Annotated in this window: 15 protein-coding genes and 1 pseudogene; 9 read left to right on the forward strand and 7 right to left on the reverse strand. The window is 62.1% G+C overall.

Annotated elements, in window-relative coordinates:
- Positions 1 to 43: 43 nt before the first annotated feature.
- From JQK88_RS32005 to panD, 8 genes are all read left to right on the forward strand, one after another.
- On the forward strand, positions 44 to 877 hold the full coding sequence (locus tag JQK88_RS32005; RefSeq protein WP_512699815.1) for a biotin/lipoyl-containing protein: 834 nt from the start codon (positions 44 to 46) through the stop codon (positions 875 to 877).
- Positions 874 to 3,015, forward strand: a complete 2,142-nt coding sequence (gene scpA / locus JQK88_RS32010; protein WP_203280621.1) for a methylmalonyl-CoA mutase — start codon at positions 874 to 876, stop codon at positions 3,013 to 3,015. Before JQK88_RS32005 ends, scpA begins: the two co-directional genes overlap by 4 nt.
- A gap of 198 nt (positions 3,016 to 3,213) precedes the next feature.
- Positions 3,214 to 4,200 carry a biotin synthase BioB gene (gene bioB, locus JQK88_RS32015; protein WP_203280603.1) on the forward strand — a complete coding sequence of 329 codons (987 nt, stop codon included), beginning with the start codon at positions 3,214 to 3,216 and terminating at the stop codon, positions 4,198 to 4,200.
- Positions 4,197 to 5,336 carry an 8-amino-7-oxononanoate synthase gene (locus JQK88_RS32020; RefSeq protein WP_203280604.1) on the forward strand — a complete coding sequence of 380 codons (1,140 nt, stop codon included), beginning with the start codon at positions 4,197 to 4,199 and terminating at the stop codon, positions 5,334 to 5,336. The genes bioB and JQK88_RS32020 overlap by 4 nt, the downstream gene beginning before the upstream one ends.
- Positions 5,333 to 5,968, forward strand: a complete 636-nt coding sequence (gene bioD, locus JQK88_RS32025; protein ID WP_203280605.1) for a dethiobiotin synthase — start codon at positions 5,333 to 5,335, stop codon at positions 5,966 to 5,968. Before JQK88_RS32020 ends, bioD begins: the two co-directional genes overlap by 4 nt.
- Positions 5,968 to 7,233, forward strand: coding sequence for an adenosylmethionine--8-amino-7-oxononanoate transaminase (locus JQK88_RS32030; RefSeq protein ID WP_203280606.1), 1,266 nt, complete (start codon positions 5,968 to 5,970; stop codon positions 7,231 to 7,233). Before bioD ends, JQK88_RS32030 begins: the two co-directional genes overlap by 1 nt.
- Positions 7,230 to 8,213 (forward strand): 3-oxopimeloyl-[acyl-carrier-protein] synthase BioZ, encoded by a 984-nt coding sequence (gene bioZ / locus JQK88_RS32035; protein WP_203280607.1) that lies wholly within the window; start codon positions 7,230 to 7,232, stop codon positions 8,211 to 8,213. Before JQK88_RS32030 ends, bioZ begins: the two co-directional genes overlap by 4 nt.
- A 67-nt stretch (positions 8,214 to 8,280) precedes the next feature.
- Entirely contained in the window at positions 8,281 to 8,733 is a 453-nt protein-coding gene (panD, locus tag JQK88_RS32040) for an aspartate 1-decarboxylase (protein WP_203280608.1), read from the forward strand.
- Between the two features lie 218 nt (positions 8,734 to 8,951).
- Here the strand turns inward: panD and JQK88_RS32045 are convergent, their stop codons facing one another.
- Complete coding sequence (locus JQK88_RS32045) at positions 8,952 to 9,200, reverse strand: hypothetical protein (RefSeq protein WP_203280609.1); 249 nt, start codon at positions 9,198 to 9,200, stop codon at positions 8,952 to 8,954.
- Positions 9,201 to 9,755: 555 nt separating this feature from the next.
- On the opposite strand from JQK88_RS32045, the pseudogene JQK88_RS37060 reads away from it, so the two are divergent.
- Positions 9,756 to 10,378, forward strand: a pseudogene (locus JQK88_RS37060) (phosphomethylpyrimidine synthase ThiC); the annotation flags it as partial.
- Positions 10,379 to 10,881: 503 nt separating this feature from the next.
- On the opposite strand, the gene JQK88_RS32055 reads toward JQK88_RS37060, so the two are convergent.
- From JQK88_RS32055 to JQK88_RS32075, 6 genes are all read right to left on the reverse strand, one after another.
- On the reverse strand, positions 10,882 to 11,547 hold the full coding sequence (locus tag JQK88_RS32055) for an MFS transporter (RefSeq protein ID WP_312037369.1): 666 nt from the start codon (positions 11,545 to 11,547) through the stop codon (positions 10,882 to 10,884).
- Positions 11,548 to 11,817: 270 nt separating this feature from the next.
- Complete coding sequence (locus JQK88_RS36595) at positions 11,818 to 12,120, reverse strand: serine hydrolase (protein ID WP_312037370.1); 303 nt, start codon at positions 12,118 to 12,120, stop codon at positions 11,818 to 11,820.
- A complete protein-coding gene (locus JQK88_RS37295; protein ID WP_203280610.1) occupies positions 12,002 to 12,922 on the reverse strand; it encodes a serine hydrolase in 921 nt (306 codons plus the stop codon). The genes JQK88_RS36595 and JQK88_RS37295 overlap by 119 nt, the downstream gene beginning before the upstream one ends.
- Before the next feature lie 64 nt (positions 12,923 to 12,986).
- A complete protein-coding gene (locus JQK88_RS36605; protein ID WP_312037368.1) occupies positions 12,987 to 13,226 on the reverse strand; it encodes an ABC transporter permease subunit in 240 nt (79 codons plus the stop codon).
- A complete protein-coding gene (locus tag JQK88_RS36610) occupies positions 13,198 to 13,593 on the reverse strand; it encodes an ABC transporter permease (protein WP_246750140.1) in 396 nt (131 codons plus the stop codon). The genes JQK88_RS36605 and JQK88_RS36610 overlap by 29 nt, the downstream gene beginning before the upstream one ends.
- Positions 13,594 to 13,860: 267 nt before the next feature.
- Positions 13,861 to 15,417 (reverse strand): serine hydrolase domain-containing protein, encoded by a 1,557-nt coding sequence (locus tag JQK88_RS32075; RefSeq protein ID WP_203280611.1) that lies wholly within the window; start codon positions 15,415 to 15,417, stop codon positions 13,861 to 13,863.
- Positions 15,418 to 15,832 lie beyond the last annotated feature (415 nt).

The following is a 15,832-nucleotide window of genomic DNA, read 5'->3' on the forward strand; positions in this document are numbered from 1 at the left end:
CGGTGTGGTCGAGGGCTCGGAAATCTCGATGCACTATGATCCCATGATCGCCAAGCTCTGCACCTGGGCACCCGACCGGCTGGGCGCAATCAACGCCATGGCTGCTGCGCTGGATGATTTCGAACTGGAAGGCATCGGCAATAACCTGTCCTTTCTCGCCGCTGTCATGGAGCATCCCCGGTTTCGCGAGGGGCGGCTGAGCACAGCCTTTATCGCCGAGGAGTTTCCAGACGGCTTCGCAGGTGTATCTCCAACCGATGCCGATGAGCGCAAGCTCGCGGCGGCTGCGGCACATATCAACTGGAAACTCCAGCACCGCAATGTCCTGATCTCCAGGGCGATGGACAATCATCGTCGCAAAGTCCCTAGCGATTGGATGGTCGCGCTTGGCAACCATGCCTTTGCGGTGGCCGTGTGCGATCACGAAGACGGAACCGCAGTGTCATTCGATGACGGCTCGATCCTGGCCGTCGAAAGCGACTGGCTGCCGGGACGGCCCCTCGCGCACTTTCAATTTGGCGCCGAAAGCACATCGATCAAGACGTCACGGTCAGGAACCGGCCACCGACTGCGCTGGCGCGGAATGGATGTCGTCGCTCATGTACGCATCCCGGCGATCGCCGAGCTGGCGCGACTGATGCCGAAAAAGCCGCCGCCGGACACCTCAAAGCTGCTGCTTTGCCCGATGCCCGGGGTCATCACCGCGATTGCCGTATCCGAAGGAGAGCCGGTCGAGGCTGGCCAGATTCTTGCTACGGTGGAAGCGATGAAAATGGAGAACGTGCTGCGCGCCGAACGGCGGGCTGTTGTCAAACGGATCGCCGCCAAGGCGGGCGCAAGCCTCGCCGTCGACGAACCCATTCTGGAGTTCGAATGATGGCCGATCCCAAACTCGCAGACTGGCGCGCTGTTGCCGAACGGGAACTGAAGGCATCGCCCGACACCCTCGTCTGGCGCACGCCCGAGGACATCGACGTCAAGCCGCTTTACACGGCAGACGATTTGGATGGGATCAACCACCTCGCCACGCTGCCTGGGCTGAAACCTTTCGTCCGCGGGGCCCGCGCGACGATGTATGCCGGCAGGCCGTGGACAATCCGGCAATATGCCGGCTTCTCGACCGCGGAGGAGTCGAACGCCTTTTTCCGCAAGGCGCTCGCCGCCGGCCAGCAGGGCGTCTCAGTTGCCTTCGATCTCGCCACCCATCGCGGCTATGACAGCGACCATCCACGTGTCGTCGGCGATGTCGGCAAGGCGGGTGTGGCAATCGATTCCGTCGAGGACATGAAGGTCCTGTTCGATAGCATACCGCTCAAGGACATGTCCGTCTCCATGACCATGAACGGTGCTGTCATCCCGATCCTCGCTTGCTTCATCGTTGCCGGTGAGGAGCAGGGCTGCTCGCACGCCGAGCTTTCCGGGACCATCCAGAACGACATCCTAAAGGAGTTCATGGTCCGCAACACCTACATCTACCCGCCCGAACCCTCGATGCGGATCGTCGCCGACATCATCGAGTACACCACAAAGGAGATGCCGAAGTTCAACTCTATCTCCATCTCCGGCTATCACATGCAGGAGGCGGGCGCGACGCTGGTGCAGGAACTCGCCTTCACGCTCGCCGACGGGCGGGAATATGTTCGTGCCGCGTTGAAGAAAGGTCTCGATGTCGACGATTTTGCCGGACGGCTCTCGTTCTTCTTCGCCATCGGGATGAATTTTTTCATGGAGGCCGCCAAGTTGCGGGCAGCGCGACTTCTGTGGTCGCGTATTATGGAAGAGTTCGAACCGAAGAAGCCTTCATCACTGATGTTGCGCACGCACTGCCAGACATCAGGCGTGTCGCTGCAGGAGCAGGACCCCTACAACAACATCGTGCGCACTGCTTATGAGGCGCTCGCCGCAGTGCTCGGCGGCACGCAGTCACTCCACACCAACTCCTTTGATGAGGCGATCGCGCTGCCGACTGAGTTTTCGGCGCGCATTGCGCGAAACACCCAGCTTATCCTTCAGCACGAGACCGGCGTGACCAAGGTCGTCGATCCGCTGGCCGGCTCATACTACGTCGAAAGCCTGACGAACGAGTTGGCGCAGAAGGCGTGGGCCCTTATCGAGGAAATCGAGGCCATTGGCGGCATGACCAAGGCCGTCATCGAAGGTTTGCCAAAACGCCTGATCGAGACGGCGGCCACCCGCCGCCAGGCGATGATCGATCGCGGCGACGAAGTGATCGTCGGCGTCAACAAATATCGACTCGAGACCGAGGCCCCGATCGAAGTCCTTGAGATAGACAATGCGGCGGTGCGCGAGACACAGATCCGCCGCATCAAACGGGCTAAACGTCAGCGCGATCCCAAGCGCGTCGACGCAGCCCTTGCCGCGCTTGGTGAGACCGCGGCCAGCGCCAAGGGCAACATTCTCGAAGCGGCCGTCGAAGCGGCGCGCGCTCGCGCCACGGTGGGGGAGATTTCCGACGTGCTGCGCCGCGTTTTCGGGGATCACGCGGCCGTTCCCGAGGTGATTACTGAAGTTTACGGAGCCGCCTTCCGGGACGAACCGGAATATAGGACGTTGGTTTCCCGAATCGAGGGCGTCGCCGTGTCACTCGGCAGACGGCCAAAGTTGATGGTAGCCAAGCTCGGTCAGGATGGCCACGACCGCGGCGCCAAAGTGATCGCATCGGCGTTCGGCGATCTCGGCTTCGATGTGGTCGCCGGGCCGCTTTTCCAGACACCGCAAGAAGCAGCAAGCATGGCCGTGGCCTCTGGGGTTCATGTCGTCGGCGCATCCTCGCTCGCGGCCGGACACAAGACCCTGCTGCCGCAACTCGTCGAGGCGCTGAAAGCAAACGGCGCCGAAAACATCATCGTCGTGTGCGGTGGTGTGGTGCCGCGCCAGGATTATCAGTTCCTGATGGACCGTGGGGTCGCCGCCGTGTTCGGCCCTGGAACGAACATCTTGGATGCCGCGCGCGCGGTCGTCGATCTCCTTGAAGGGAAGCGTCGCAATCAATGAAGAGTCTTGTCAGTAAGGTATCCGGCGATGCGCCCATGTCTGGCTGCCGAACATAGGACCGGCGTCGACGTCGCTGCGATCTCTGATCGACCCACGGCGCCACGAAATTCGGCATCGGCCCGCGACGTTGCGTTGAGGACTGGAAAACCGAACAGAATGCCGAAAGGACGGTCTGCTTCGGCATGAGGAAAGGACACAATGGTAGTGAGAGGACCACAAACGAGCCCCGAAAGCGCCCGGCACTTGTGGACGCAAACGGAAGTTCGCGCACTCCATGACGCGCCTTTCAATGACCTGCTGTTTCAGGCGCAAACCATTCACCGCCAGAATTTCGATCCCAACAAGGTCCAGCTCAGCCGCCTTCTCAGCATCAAGACAGGCGGATGTCCGGAGGATTGCGGCTATTGCAGCCAGTCCGCGCATCACGAAACGGGCCTGAAGGCGTCGAAGCTGATGGAGGTCCGGCGCGTCATCGCCGAAGCGACCAAGGCGCGCGATGCCGGCGCCACCCGCTATTGTATGGGTGCCGCCTGGCGAAATCCCAAGGCGCGCGACATGGATGCGGTCGTGGCGATGGTCGAAGGCGTCAAGGCGCTGGGCATGGAGACCTGCATGACGCTCGGCATGCTTGATCTTGAGCAGACCGCTCGTCTGAAACAGGCAGGTCTCGACTATTACAACCACAACATCGATACGTCGGAACGCTACTACAGCGAGATCATCAGCACGCGCAGCTTTGCCGATCGGCTCGACACGCTCGAACAGGTTCGCCAATCCGGCATCAAGGTCTGCTGTGGCGGTATTGTCGGCATGGGCGAGGATCCGGTGGACCGGATCGACATGCTGGTCACTTTGGCCAATCTGCCGGAGCATCCCGAAAGCGTTCCGATCAACATGCTGATCCCGATCGCCGGCACCCCGCTTGCCGACGCCAGGCCGATCGAGCCGATCGAATTCGTGCGCGTGATCGCGCTGGCACGCATCATGATGCCGAAATCGCATGTCCGACTTTCGGCCGGCCGCACCGCCATGACCGACGAGATGCAGGCGCTGTGCTTCTTTGCCGGCGCCAACTCGATCTTCGTCGGCGACACGCTGCTGACGGCGGACAATCCCGGCGAGGACAAGGATACCCTTCTGTTCCGCCGTCTCGGCATCGAGCCGATGGAACTCGAGGCGCAATGAACGGGGCGCCGCTTGCCCGCTATGACGCGACCCTGCAGGGGCTGGCGCGCAAGGACCGGCTGCGGACGCTGTCGCCGAGCGCCGGACTCGATTTCTCGTCGAACGACTATCTCGGGCTCGCCGCCTCGAGGAGGCTTGGCGACGCGGTTGCTGCAGCCATTGCGCAGGGCACGCCGGTCGGCGCGACCGGATCGCGGCTGTTACGCGGCAACGCGCCGGAACATGAGCAACTAGAGGCAGACGCTGCCGCGTACTTCGGAGCTGAACGTGCGCTGTTCTTCGGCAGCGGCTACATCGCCAACTTCGCTTTGCTGACCGCCTTGCCGCAGAAGGGCGACCTTTTGGTCCTCGACGAGCTCGCCCATGCCAGCATGCATGAGGGGGCCCGCGCTGGCCGCGCCGAGTTCAAGCTCGCCGCGCATAACGACGTCGATGCTGTCGAGGATGCGATCACGCGCTGGCGCGCCGAAGGCGGCACCGGGCGCGTCTGGATCGTGATCGAAAGCCTCTACAGCATGGACGGCGACCGCGCGCCGCTGGAAAGCCTGGTCGCGCTTGCCGATCGGCACGAGGCATTCATCGTCGTCGACGAGGCGCATGCCACCGGCGTCTGGGGACCGGAGGGCCGGGGGCTGGCCGCCGCATTCGAGGGCCGCGACAACATCGTCGCGCTCCACACATGCGGCAAGGCGCTCGGCGCGTCCGGAGCGCTCGTCACCGGGCCGGGACTGCTGTGCGACTATCTCGTCAACCGCTGCCGGCCGTTCATCTACTCCACCGCGCCATCGCCGCTGATGGCAGTGGCAGTGCGCGAGGCGATTGCCATGCTGTCCGATGAGCCCCAACGCCGTGTCCAGTTGCAGGAGCGCGTTGCCTTCGCGGGCCGCCAATTGTCCGAGCTCTGCGGCGTGAAGCCCAGCGGCTCGCAGATCCAGCCCTTTGTCATCGGCGACAACAGCCGCACCATGGCGGTGGCGGCGGCACTGCAGGCCCGCGGCTTCGACATACGCGGCATTCGTCCGCCGACGGTGCCGGAGGGCACGTCGCGCCTGCGCATTTCGCTGACGCTCAACGTCGACGAAGCCGACATTTCGGCGATGGTCGAGGCACTTGCCGAGGTGCTGGGCTCGGCATGACCAAACGCATCGTCATCACCGGAACGGACACCGGCATCGGCAAGACGGTGTTTTCGGCGGGGCTCGCCGGCCTGCTCAATGGCTTCTACTGGAAGCCGGTGCAATCGGGCCTCGACGAGGAGACCGACAGCGAGGTCGTTGCCCGGCTTTCCGGCTTGCCTGCTGGGCGTGTCCTGCCGGAAGTTTACCGTCTGAGGATGCCGCTTTCGCCGCATCGATCAGCCGAAATCGACGGCGTCGCGATCGAGGCGGCCAAGCTCTCACTTCCAGTCCTACCGGGTCCGCTCATCATCGAAGGCGCCGGCGGGCTCATGGTGCCGCTCAACCGGCAGACAAGGTTCATCGATATTTTCCGGGAATGGCAACTGCCGGTCATCCTTTGCGCGCGCACCGCGCTCGGCACCATCAATCACACCCTGTTGTCGATCGAGGCGCTGCGGGCCCGCTCCATCCCGCTCATCGGCCTCGCCTTCATTGGCGAGGAGGTGGCCGATACGCAAAAAACAATCGTGGAATTCAGCGGCGTGCCGGAGCTCGGCAGACTGCCCCTGCTCGATCCGCTGACGGGTGAAACGCTGAGGGATGCGATGGTTGCCGGCTTTGACCTCGCCTCGATTGCGGGAGGCGAATGATGTCGCAGTCCAGTGTGTGGCATCGCTTCACCCAGCACGCGCTTGAGCCCGTGATCCCTGAAATCGTCCTGACGGAGGGAGCCTATCTCCACAAGGCCGACGGCACGCGCATCCTCGATGCCATCTCTTCCTGGTGGGTCGTCACCCATGGCCACCGCCACCCCCGCATCATGAAGGCCATCGAGACAACCGCGTCGAGCCTCGACCAGATCATCTTTGCCGGCTTCACGCACGAGCCGGCCGAACGGCTGGCCGAGGCGCTTGTCGGCCTCGCTCCGCCCGGCCTCGACTGGGTGTTCTACTCCGATAGCGGCTCGACCTCCGTCGAGGTCGCATTGAAGATGGCGCTCGGCTATTTCCGCAATATCGGCGCGCCGCGTTCGCGCATCGTCGTCATGGAGCACAGCTATCATGGCGACACTATCGGCACGATGAGCGTCGGCGCCCGCGGTGTGTTCAACGCTGCCTACGAGCCGTTGCTGTTCGAGGTCGATACCATCCCCTTCCCGGCCGCCGGGCACGAACAGGAAACGCTGGATCGTTTCGAGGCCGTCAGCCGCGGCCGGCGCGCCGCCGCGCTGATCGTCGAACCACTCGTGCTTGGCGCCGGCGGCATGCAGATGTATCCGGCCTCGGTTCTCACCGAACTGAAGAAGATCACTGAGGCCTCCGGCACGCTGCTGATCGCCGACGAGGTGATGACCGGCTGGGGACGCACCGGAACCATGTTCGCCTGCGAGCAGGCGTCCGTCTCTCCGGACATCTTGTGCACCTCGAAGGGCCTGACTGGCGGCGTAATCCCGCTGGCCGCAACGCTTGCCACGGATGCGATCTTTCAGGCTCATTATTCGGTGGACCGGAAGAAGACATTTTTCCACTCGAGTTCCTACACCGCCAATCCGATTGCCTGCGCGGCAGCACTCGCCAATGTCGAGATCTGGCGCGACGAGCCCGTGGCCGAACGGGTCGCGGCGTTGAGTGCGATGCAGGCCGCCGGGCTTCGGCGCTTTCGTGACAATGCCAACTTCACCGACAGCAGGACGACCGGCACGATCGCGGCCCTCGATCTGCGCACCGGCTCGGCCGGCTATCTGGCCGAGATCGGGCCGAAATTGCGCGCCTTTTTCCTCGAGCGCGGCCTGCTCGTGCGCCCGCTTGGCAATGTCCTCTACCTTCTGCCGCCCTATTGCATCACCGGCGAGGAACTGGACGGGCTCTATGACGCCATCGAGGAGGCCGGCGACCGCTTCGGGGCGAGGCCGTGAGCAGGTCGTCGCGCATTCTCGGGTTTGGCCATCATGCGCCGTCGCGCAAGGTCGAGAACCCGGAAATCGAAAACCGTCTCGTGCTCGAACCCGGCTGGATCGAGCGGCGCACCGGAATTCGTTCGCGCTTCTGGGCAACGGACGAAGACACGCTGTCTGGTCTTGCCACGCAGGCTGGCGACATGGCGCTGGCGAACGCCGCTATTGATCGCAGCGACATCGGTCTCCTGTTGCTCGCCACCTCGACACCCGACCATCTTCTGCCGCCCAGCGCGCCGCTGGTCGCACATCAGCTGGGGCTCGGACGAGCCGGTGCGATCGATCTCACCGGTGCCTGCGCCGGCTTCATCTATGCGCTGATGTTCGCGGATGGCTTCACCCGCGTGCATGGCAAAGCGGCCCTTGTCATTGCCGCCAACATCCTCAGCCGCCGTATCAATCCGGACGAGCGCGCCAGTGCCGTGCTGTTTGCCGATGCCGCCGGCGCCCTGGTGATTGGTCCGAGCGAGGATCCCGATCGGGGCATTCTCGGCGCTGCGGTGGATTCCGACGGCTCGCGCTATGGGCTGATCCAGATTCCCGCCGGAGGAAGCAACACACCATTCCACGCCAATCTTGACCTCGACCAAACCCGCATGACGATCGCCGACGGCCGTGAAGTGTTCGCCAAGGCGGTGGAGATGATGACTGGCTGTTCGCAGGACGCGCTCGCCGCGGCCAAAATGCAGCCGCAAGATATCGATCGGTTTGTGCCGCATCAGGCCAATGCCCGTATTTTCGATGCGGTCGGCAGGAACCTCGGCATAGCAGATCAAGCGATCGTCAAGACGATTGCCGACTACGGCAACTCTTCCGCCGCGACCATCCCACTGTCGCTCTCGCTGGCCAATCAGACAGAGCCATTCCGGCCTGGGGAGAAGATCCTCCTGGCAGCAGCAGGTGCGGGTCTCAGCGGCGGTGCGCTCGTCGTCGGAACTTAGCCGAGTGGCCCGGCCGCCCAGAGGACGGGCAGGACACGTCATTTATGATGAGAGGAAAACGAGACCAATGCGAAAAATAGTCGCCGGCAAGTTGCACGGCATCTACGTCACCGAAGCGAACCTCAATTACCACGGTTCGATAACGCTAGATCCTGACCACTGCGAAGAGGCAGGGATCCTGCCCATGGAATTCGTTGAGATATGGAACAAGAATTCCGGTTCGCGGATTTCGACCTATGTCATCCTCGGCGAGCGCGGCTCACGATGCTGTATTCTAAACGGAGCGGCTGCCCGCACTTGCCAGCCCGACGACCAGATCATTGTCTGCAACTCCATCTATCTGGACGAAGCGCATATAACCTCTCTGAAGCCGCGGATCGTTACGTTCGACCAGGATAACCACATACTCGACCGCCTGAGCTACTCCGTCGATCTTGACGCACATGGCCGTTACAGTTTCTCCATCCTTGATGAGGCCAGTGAGGCTTTGGCCATTCCTGCGCGGGTCTCCGGGGCGTGACAGCCGCCGCACATATGTGCGAGTCTCTCCGCCCCGTTGCAACTTGCTCGGCGCTGAAGTGAGGACCTAAACCTCCCGAAGCTGCTGACACTCCAGCTTCGAAAGGAGGAGGCACTTTCGGCACGGCGGGCTTTCGGGGGGATGACGCAATATCCCGCGTCTCCATGGTGCGAATAGCGACGCGACTCTAATGTGATTTTGCGTGTTTGACCCCTGTCTCAGGTTACTTGCGGTGGCGGCTTGCAAATTCTTGCTGCTTTTTCCAGCGCCGCGGCCGAATCCTTGACGACCTGGCTTTTCATAATCTTTGCCGCCGTGTCGATCAAGCAGGCCACATGGTCGTCTTCCGCATCGGCAGCGGTGCCAACCATCACCATAAATATGGCCAGCCGGACGGCCGCAAGTAGCGTTGAAATGGCCCTTTGGCGATGTGTTTCTCCCGCCGGCACCAAAGGCTCACCAGCCATCCAACGTCTCCCCAAATCCGGTGTAGATATCAGCGTTCGTCAATCGGTGGCTTGCCAGCAAGGCCGAGCCTGGCTCGTTGGTCATCGGCGGACTTTTCCGCGGGAGACTGTGTCTTGAACCGAAGAACGGTTAGTTTGCCGTCCTCAACAATATGAACGACCCATCCCCCACCGGCGCGTTTGACGCGCACGTCGTTAGGTTCGCCAGCCACCATCGCTGCCCCTCATTTTCGTCGCCCTAGACCGAGACTGGAGTCGTTCCCCGCACAGCGAAAAACACGGGACCTTACGTAACGTCAAGCACAGATTTTCTGATAGCTGACGCTTTATGGATTGGAAGGGGATAGCGATTTCGGCCCAGAACCTTCGAGCCCGCCGCATATTGCATTCGGATCGATTTCGCGGCGCAGTGACCCGTTGAACCTGATCCAATTCAATACTGGGCGTAGGGACGGTGCAAGGGCATTGCGGGAGTTTACGCCCGACGTCCTGTTTCGGCGGATCTACAGAAGCGTCTCTTCATCCTTATCCTTCCGGCACAGAACTGGGCCTCCAATGCATGAGCAAAGGAGCCTCAAGATGTCGACGGGGCCGCTGCCCGCCTCACGCAAGATCCACAAGCCCGGTGCCCTCCACCCGCAGATCAGCGTGCCGATGCGCGAAATCTCTGTCCAGCCCACGGCCGGCGAGCCTTCCGGCGCCGTCTACGATCCATCCGGCTCCTATACCGACGCTGCTGTCGAAGCCAGCATCGAAAAGGGTCTCACCCGGCTTCGCCACGAATGGATTAGGGCCCGCGGCGAAGTCGAGCCTTATGACGGCCGCCATGTCAGGTCGGAGGACAATGGATTTAACGGGTGAGCGCCCGACGCCGGAATTTGCCATTCGTAACTGGCCCCGGGCCAAGGCTGCAAGGCGGTGACCTAGCTTGGCGGTGACCCTGCGCGAGCCGGCATCAACACCGGAAATGGAGTTCGTTGCCTATCCGAAAGAACTTCGGCCGCGAGATTCTGCGCGACAAGCTCAAGCGCGACAGCAAGGCCTTCGGCGCGGCGATCCCCGACCTCGTCACGCCGGGACGAAGAATCACTCCTGCCGACTACAACCATCCCGAGAGCGAGCCTATGAGACATCGGCGCAATTTCCTGGTGAAGATCGCCGCCAATATCGGCAACGCGTATCGCGACGGCAAGAGAGGTAAGCAAAGGCCAGTAGATCGAGTTCTGAGGCGATAAGCCATGGGGCCGCGAAATCGGCCTGATCGACGCTCTCCCAAGAATCTTCCGCAATGCGCAACATGCAGGTAGTGGCGGAAATGTCGAACTTCGACACATCCGGATTGCAGTACGCCGTCCTGAAACCCTTGGTCGCGAAAGTGCCCCAATCACCTCATGCAGCGCTTCGAAAAAGTGCCCTGCCGGTGGGGAGGTTCACCGGCAGGGCGCGCCGCGCATACGTCGCGTACCGCGTAGCGGGCTGAACAGCAGCAGCAGGTCATCGCTTTGTTTTAGATCGCACAATCCAGCCGGCGAAAAGGATCAATTCGATGCTGCGTGCGAAATGAGGGTTCCAAAACGAGACCCTAAGTGATGGCTTCAGTTCAACCCGTCGAAAGCTACGCAGTGTTCCGTGGCGATCCCGCCATCAATCAGTGCATAATAGATCGAGATGGTGCGCTAAACTACATCTGAACGTGCTGTTGGAGATGCCGGCGAAGACAGCGCGTCTCCCGAAGCCGGCCATCATTGTGCCATAGGCGAGCGGTCCTCCTCCCAATTCTCGCGGACAACCAGCAGCAGCGCCAGAATGGCAGTGCTTGCCACGGGCGATCCCGTCTTGATTTCGGATGACATCGCCGTGAAGCGCAGCCCATCTTAGATTGCCGTTCTCGTAACTCCCGCGGCAGAGCGGACGAGCGAACCTTCCACTTGCAGCGCCATATAGTCCCTAGAGCGACCAGGTAGCTGAGCGTGGTAACAGCAAGACCGCCAGAAGCCCGAACCAGGCAACCACGATGCCGCCGAGTGCTCGGCTCAAGGTTCCGGACAGTATTGAAGCCGACGGACAGGAAGGTGACGGCAGCGGGAACTTCGCATCGCTCCACCATATCGCAGACCGAGGCCTGTGACGCGGAATCGTTTAGAGCGCCGCCGCATGCGATCATCAAGCCGAAGATTATCCGCGGGTCGACAAAGCCCGGCGGAACCAACGCTGTTAGCATCGCAGAGGCTATAACCATAAGGCACCGGCCGGCGAACATGACCCGGCGACGGCTGAAAATGTCGACGAGAGCCCTGGCGAAGACAGATAGAATGAAAGCGGGCAGGTTCGACCAAGCCTGGACCAGCCACCATCAGATCGGAAGTCGAGATTGTTGCCATTAGCCAGCCGAGGCTCGAGGCCTGCGTGGCGAGCCAGATCGAGCGAAAGGTCGGGGTCCTGAGCGGCGCAAACGCCTAGCGAAGCCACATCCGCAACTATGCCAGCAACTTCCCGTATTCCGGCGAGGCTTTGCCCCCTCCGTTCGGTCGCGGTGCACAACGCGATCGCTAAGCCAGTTTCCAGGCACCGACAGCCGGCGCACGCGACTGCCGAATGACACCCAACTTACAGCTCATCATTGTGCAGCGAGATCGGCCATCATCTTCACCAGAGGGCCGCTGAAGTCGGAATCGTAGGCGCTCGCGTTCTCGAGCACGCTGAAGTAGACGACCACGGTGCCGGTGTCAGGGTTCGCGAGCATGTACTGGCCGCCGTAGCCGCCGTGGCCGAGCCACGTCCCGTCAGTATTCGTCTGGCGGCTATACCGCATCCAGTCGCGCGGCTTCCGTAGGGGCGGTCCTGGATTGCGGCGCGTCTCTTCGATGAACGCGGCATCGCCGACGCGGCGACCGTCGATGCCCTCGCCCTTGCGCGTAATCAGCAGCCCGTAGCGCGCGAGATCGCGCGCGGTGAGGCAGGCGCCGCCGCAGACCAGCGGCACACCCTCGCGGTCGCGCCGCCTCGACAATCTCGATCAGCCAGTCGCGTCGCGGCTGGCCGCTGGCGCACTCGATGATCCAGCCGAGCACATCGCTGTTGGTCGACTTATACAGCGCCTCTCCGGTGCGATTCGCCACGTCACCGCCGGTGATGCCGCAGATGAAGGAGCGGGTCGTCCCTTCCTTTTGACCATCCAGCGGCAGGCGAAAGCCGGTGGCGGCATCATATTCGTAGACCGTCGCCTGGGGGTCACCGTAGTCCTCGGTGAAGTGAGTGGCGACGTTCATGTCGGCGACCGCCTTGACGGTCGCCTCGGCATAGCCCGTACCGATCTCCGGCAAATAGGTGCCTACTAGCTCATCAAGGTTGACGAGACCGTCGGCCACCGCGCGGCCGAGCATCAGGTTGAGCGTCGTCTTGGTTATAGATATAATGGGATGCGGTCTCTCCGGACCGAAGTCCGGCGCGTATGCCTCGCAGAGGATGCGATCGTCGCGCACCACGACGAAGGCCGAGAAATGCGGCATGGCGAGATAGCGGGCGACGCCAGGCCGCTCGCCAATGGTCCAGTCGACCTCCTTCCTGAGTGGCGAGACGCGGGGGGCGCGTATCGAAAAGGCATAGCGCATCGTGGTGTGGAGGTTGTGGAAGCCGTGGCGGCGGTGGTCAGGCAGGTTCCAGCGCGGCTTGTTATCGAACAGGGTGACCAGGTCGGGATGGGCGATCGAGGGGAGCGTCATGGGGCTTACCTTTCCAGTAGGGGTTGTTCATGGGACTCATGAAGAGTGCACGGTTCACCGACCCTTAGCCGTCGTTGAGGATAGCTCCCCAATCGGGCGTTGGTGGGCGCACGCCCATGCCCAGAAAGCTGAGACCCGCCTCTACGGCGATGACGGCCGGAACGTCCATGCTCACGAGAATGAGAAGCGGGCCAAGGACATTGGGCAGTACGTGCACGGCCAGGATGCGCGTCGTGCCGGCGCCCATACTACGCTCTGCGGCGATGTATTCACTGCTACGCAGCGCTTCTGTCTGGGTGCGCACGACACGTGCGTAAATGGGCAATGACGAGAATGACGCTCGCCAGACTTGGTCCCAGAAGCGCGATCACGGCCAGCGCGAAAATGATACTTGGAAAGGACCGGATCGTATCGAAGACAAGCAGGAGCAAATTGTCGAGCCAGCGGGGACCGAACCCCGCGATCAAACCAAGGACGAGGCCGACTGCCAGTGAACTGCCGAGAGAGGCGAAAGCAACGAGGAGCGGGATACGGCCGCCCGTGATGGTGCGAGAAAACGTGTTGCGGCCGAGTTGGTCTGTGCCCAGCAGAAAATCCAGTGAAGGTGCGGCCAAACGTGACCCGACCATGATCCGGATCGGATCATTGCAAACCTCCCAGCCTTCGCCCAAGCTAGGCACCCCCTCTCCTGCTGGCTCATGCGAGTCAGGGGCTGATACATCAGGTCCATCGGTGTCGAGGAAACCGCGAGCGTGGTATTGTGTAGGTCGAGCGTATCCGGTTCCTCAGAGCGCCAACATGCGGTTCCCGCCCAGTCTGCTGCGCGAGGTCGACATCGGGGGGCTGACGGCGGTCGCAGCCGCAAGCGCAGCCGCGCCGAATTCCCTAGGATAGAATCTTCAAGGAACATATTGGCTCTCACCATTTATTGATACCGCTCAGGCTCGCGTGAAGCGCCATTTCTTGACGCGGTCGGAGTTTAGCTCGAAACCGTCAGCGGTGACGCTCAGCGTTGCCCTCCAGAGCCGATCGGGACGCATGTCGGTGCCGGGCTGGAGCAGAAACCAGAGATCCCTGTCAGCGGCGACGATGGGCGCGTTCATGGCGCCGAGATCGGAGCGCAGGCGGAACATGCCACGCTGCGCATCACCATCGATCTCGACCTCGAGGCCCTGCAGCTTGTTGGTGTAGCGTCCGGTGAGAGGGGCGGCGGCCCTGGCGCCTGCCATCAGCGGTGCGTAGACCCTCGGCGTGCCGCAGAAGATGCCGTCAAACTTGCCGTCCGGCCGTGGACCGAGAACCAGGTCGGTGATCGGGTTCTCGGGCCTGGCGCCGCCCCGATGACCAAAATCGAACCCCTGCACTCCACCGGAACTGAGGAAGGTTGGCACGCCGTTATCGGCGACGATCTCGAACACGTCGGCGCCGCCTTCCTGCCGGTAGCGGCCGGGAGCAAGTTCGATCGGCGCCGGCACGGCGTTGCCGAAATAGATGTCGGCGATACGGCGGGCGACTGCGAAGGTGGCGACCTGGTCGTTATTAGCGATGATAATGATGCCGAGCCCGTCGTCGACGAAGCGCATCGATTCCGATTTGCCGCCGGCAACAGAACCACCGTGGCCGACCGCGCGGCGGCCGCGATAAACGTCCGTCTCCAACCCAAGCCCATAGAAGCCGGTTGCGCCGTTGTCGAAGACGCAGGGCGTCGCCATGCGCCGATACATTTCCGCAGTGCCAACCTTGGGGTCGATCAGGTTCTGCTGCCAGACCACCATGTCCTCGAGCGTCGAAACCAACCCGCCTTCGCCGCCAAATTCAATTCCCCAGCCCAGTTGGATCCACCCGTTAGCGTGCTTGGTATAGTGCGCGGCCAGCCGCTTCATCACCGATCCGTCGCGCAGCATGAGCGAGGTGTCGTTCATGCCGAGCGGGCCGGTGATGCGCTTGCGCAGAACCTCGTTGAAGGTCGCGTCCTCAATCTGCTCGATGATCTCGGACAGCATGAAAAAGCCGGCATTCGAATAGGTCATCGCACTGCCGGGCTTGAAGTTGAGCGCGTCCTGCCTGGCGATGACATCACGGGAGGTCTGGCGGTCTGATGGCGCGAAGATCGACAGACCGCAAACGAACATGCCTTCCACATGGTCGCGGTAGCCGCTGGTGTTTGAGGCGAGGTGCCTGAGCGTGACCGGGTACTCCAGCCGGGGGACATAGGTGAGGTGCCTCTGAACCTCGTCCTCCAGGCTGAGCTTGCCTTCTGCCTCCAGCATCAGGATTAGCAGCACGGTGAACTGTTTGCTCTGCGAACCGATGCGGATGATGGTCTTACGTCCCATTGGGACGTCGTCGTTGATGTTCGCCAGACCATAGGCATTGGCGAAGATCTCCCGGCCGTTCCCAGTCACCGCGACGACAGCGCCAGGCATTTCCGGCCCGCTGAACTCGTTGAACAATGCGTCGACGCACTTGGCAAAATCGGCGGGTGCCCTGGTCATGATTGTCATTCCTCGGTGGTGATGGTGCTGGACGTCCTTCAGGACGATATGAAGCATGGGTAAGATGGTTTTGCGCCAAAATGCATCGGCTTTTGAAACGCTGCCCGCACGAGCGGCGTGGTTTGTGATGTTGTCAGACTTTTGGATGTGTCCCTGTCTCACCAGTTCGGATGTCGGCTGTTACTCGGCCCCGTGAAAGGTTACGTTTTCCGGATCAGTGAAGGCGAAGACGGCAATCGAGCGCCGTTCATATCCGACGTGAGGAACCGCTTCGCGCCTTTGGTCTTTAGTGGTCGCCGGCGCACCTCAAAGCCAGCGGTCGGCCGCACGCCGCCCGCGGCCGCAAACAAGCGCGTAGAGGGCCAGGTGGCGGGTCTAGGTCATGCGTCAAGGGTGCAAGCAGACGCAGATCCGA

This window comes from Mesorhizobium caraganae, assembly GCF_016836705.1.
Taxonomy (GTDB): Bacteria; Pseudomonadota; Alphaproteobacteria; order Rhizobiales; family Rhizobiaceae; genus Mesorhizobium; species Mesorhizobium caraganae.

Excerpts from the sequence above, each read along its gene's own strand:
- JQK88_RS32005 (WP_512699815.1), top strand. The coding sequence starts at position 44 with ATGATCGCCAAGCTCTGCACCTGGGCACCCGACCGGCTGGGCGCAATC.
- scpA (WP_203280621.1), top strand. The coding sequence starts at position 874 with ATGATGGCCGATCCCAAACTCGCAGACTGGCGCGCTGTTGCCGAACGG.
- bioB (WP_203280603.1), top strand. The coding sequence starts at position 3,214 with ATGGTAGTGAGAGGACCACAAACGAGCCCCGAAAGCGCCCGGCACTTG.
- JQK88_RS32020 (WP_203280604.1), top strand. The coding sequence starts at position 4,197 with ATGAACGGGGCGCCGCTTGCCCGCTATGACGCGACCCTGCAGGGGCTG.
- bioD (WP_203280605.1), top strand. The coding sequence starts at position 5,333 with ATGACCAAACGCATCGTCATCACCGGAACGGACACCGGCATCGGCAAG.
- JQK88_RS32030 (WP_203280606.1), top strand. The coding sequence starts at position 5,968 with ATGTCGCAGTCCAGTGTGTGGCATCGCTTCACCCAGCACGCGCTTGAG.
- panD (WP_203280608.1), top strand. The coding sequence starts at position 8,281 with ATGCGAAAAATAGTCGCCGGCAAGTTGCACGGCATCTACGTCACCGAA.
- JQK88_RS32045 (WP_203280609.1), bottom strand. The coding sequence starts at position 9,200 with ATGGCTGGTGAGCCTTTGGTGCCGGCGGGAGAAACACATCGCCAAAGG.
- JQK88_RS37295 (WP_203280610.1), bottom strand. The coding sequence starts at position 12,922 with ATGACGCTCCCCTCGATCGCCCATCCCGACCTGGTCACCCTGTTCGAT.
- JQK88_RS32075 (WP_203280611.1), bottom strand. The coding sequence starts at position 15,417 with ATGACCAGGGCACCCGCCGATTTTGCCAAGTGCGTCGACGCATTGTTC.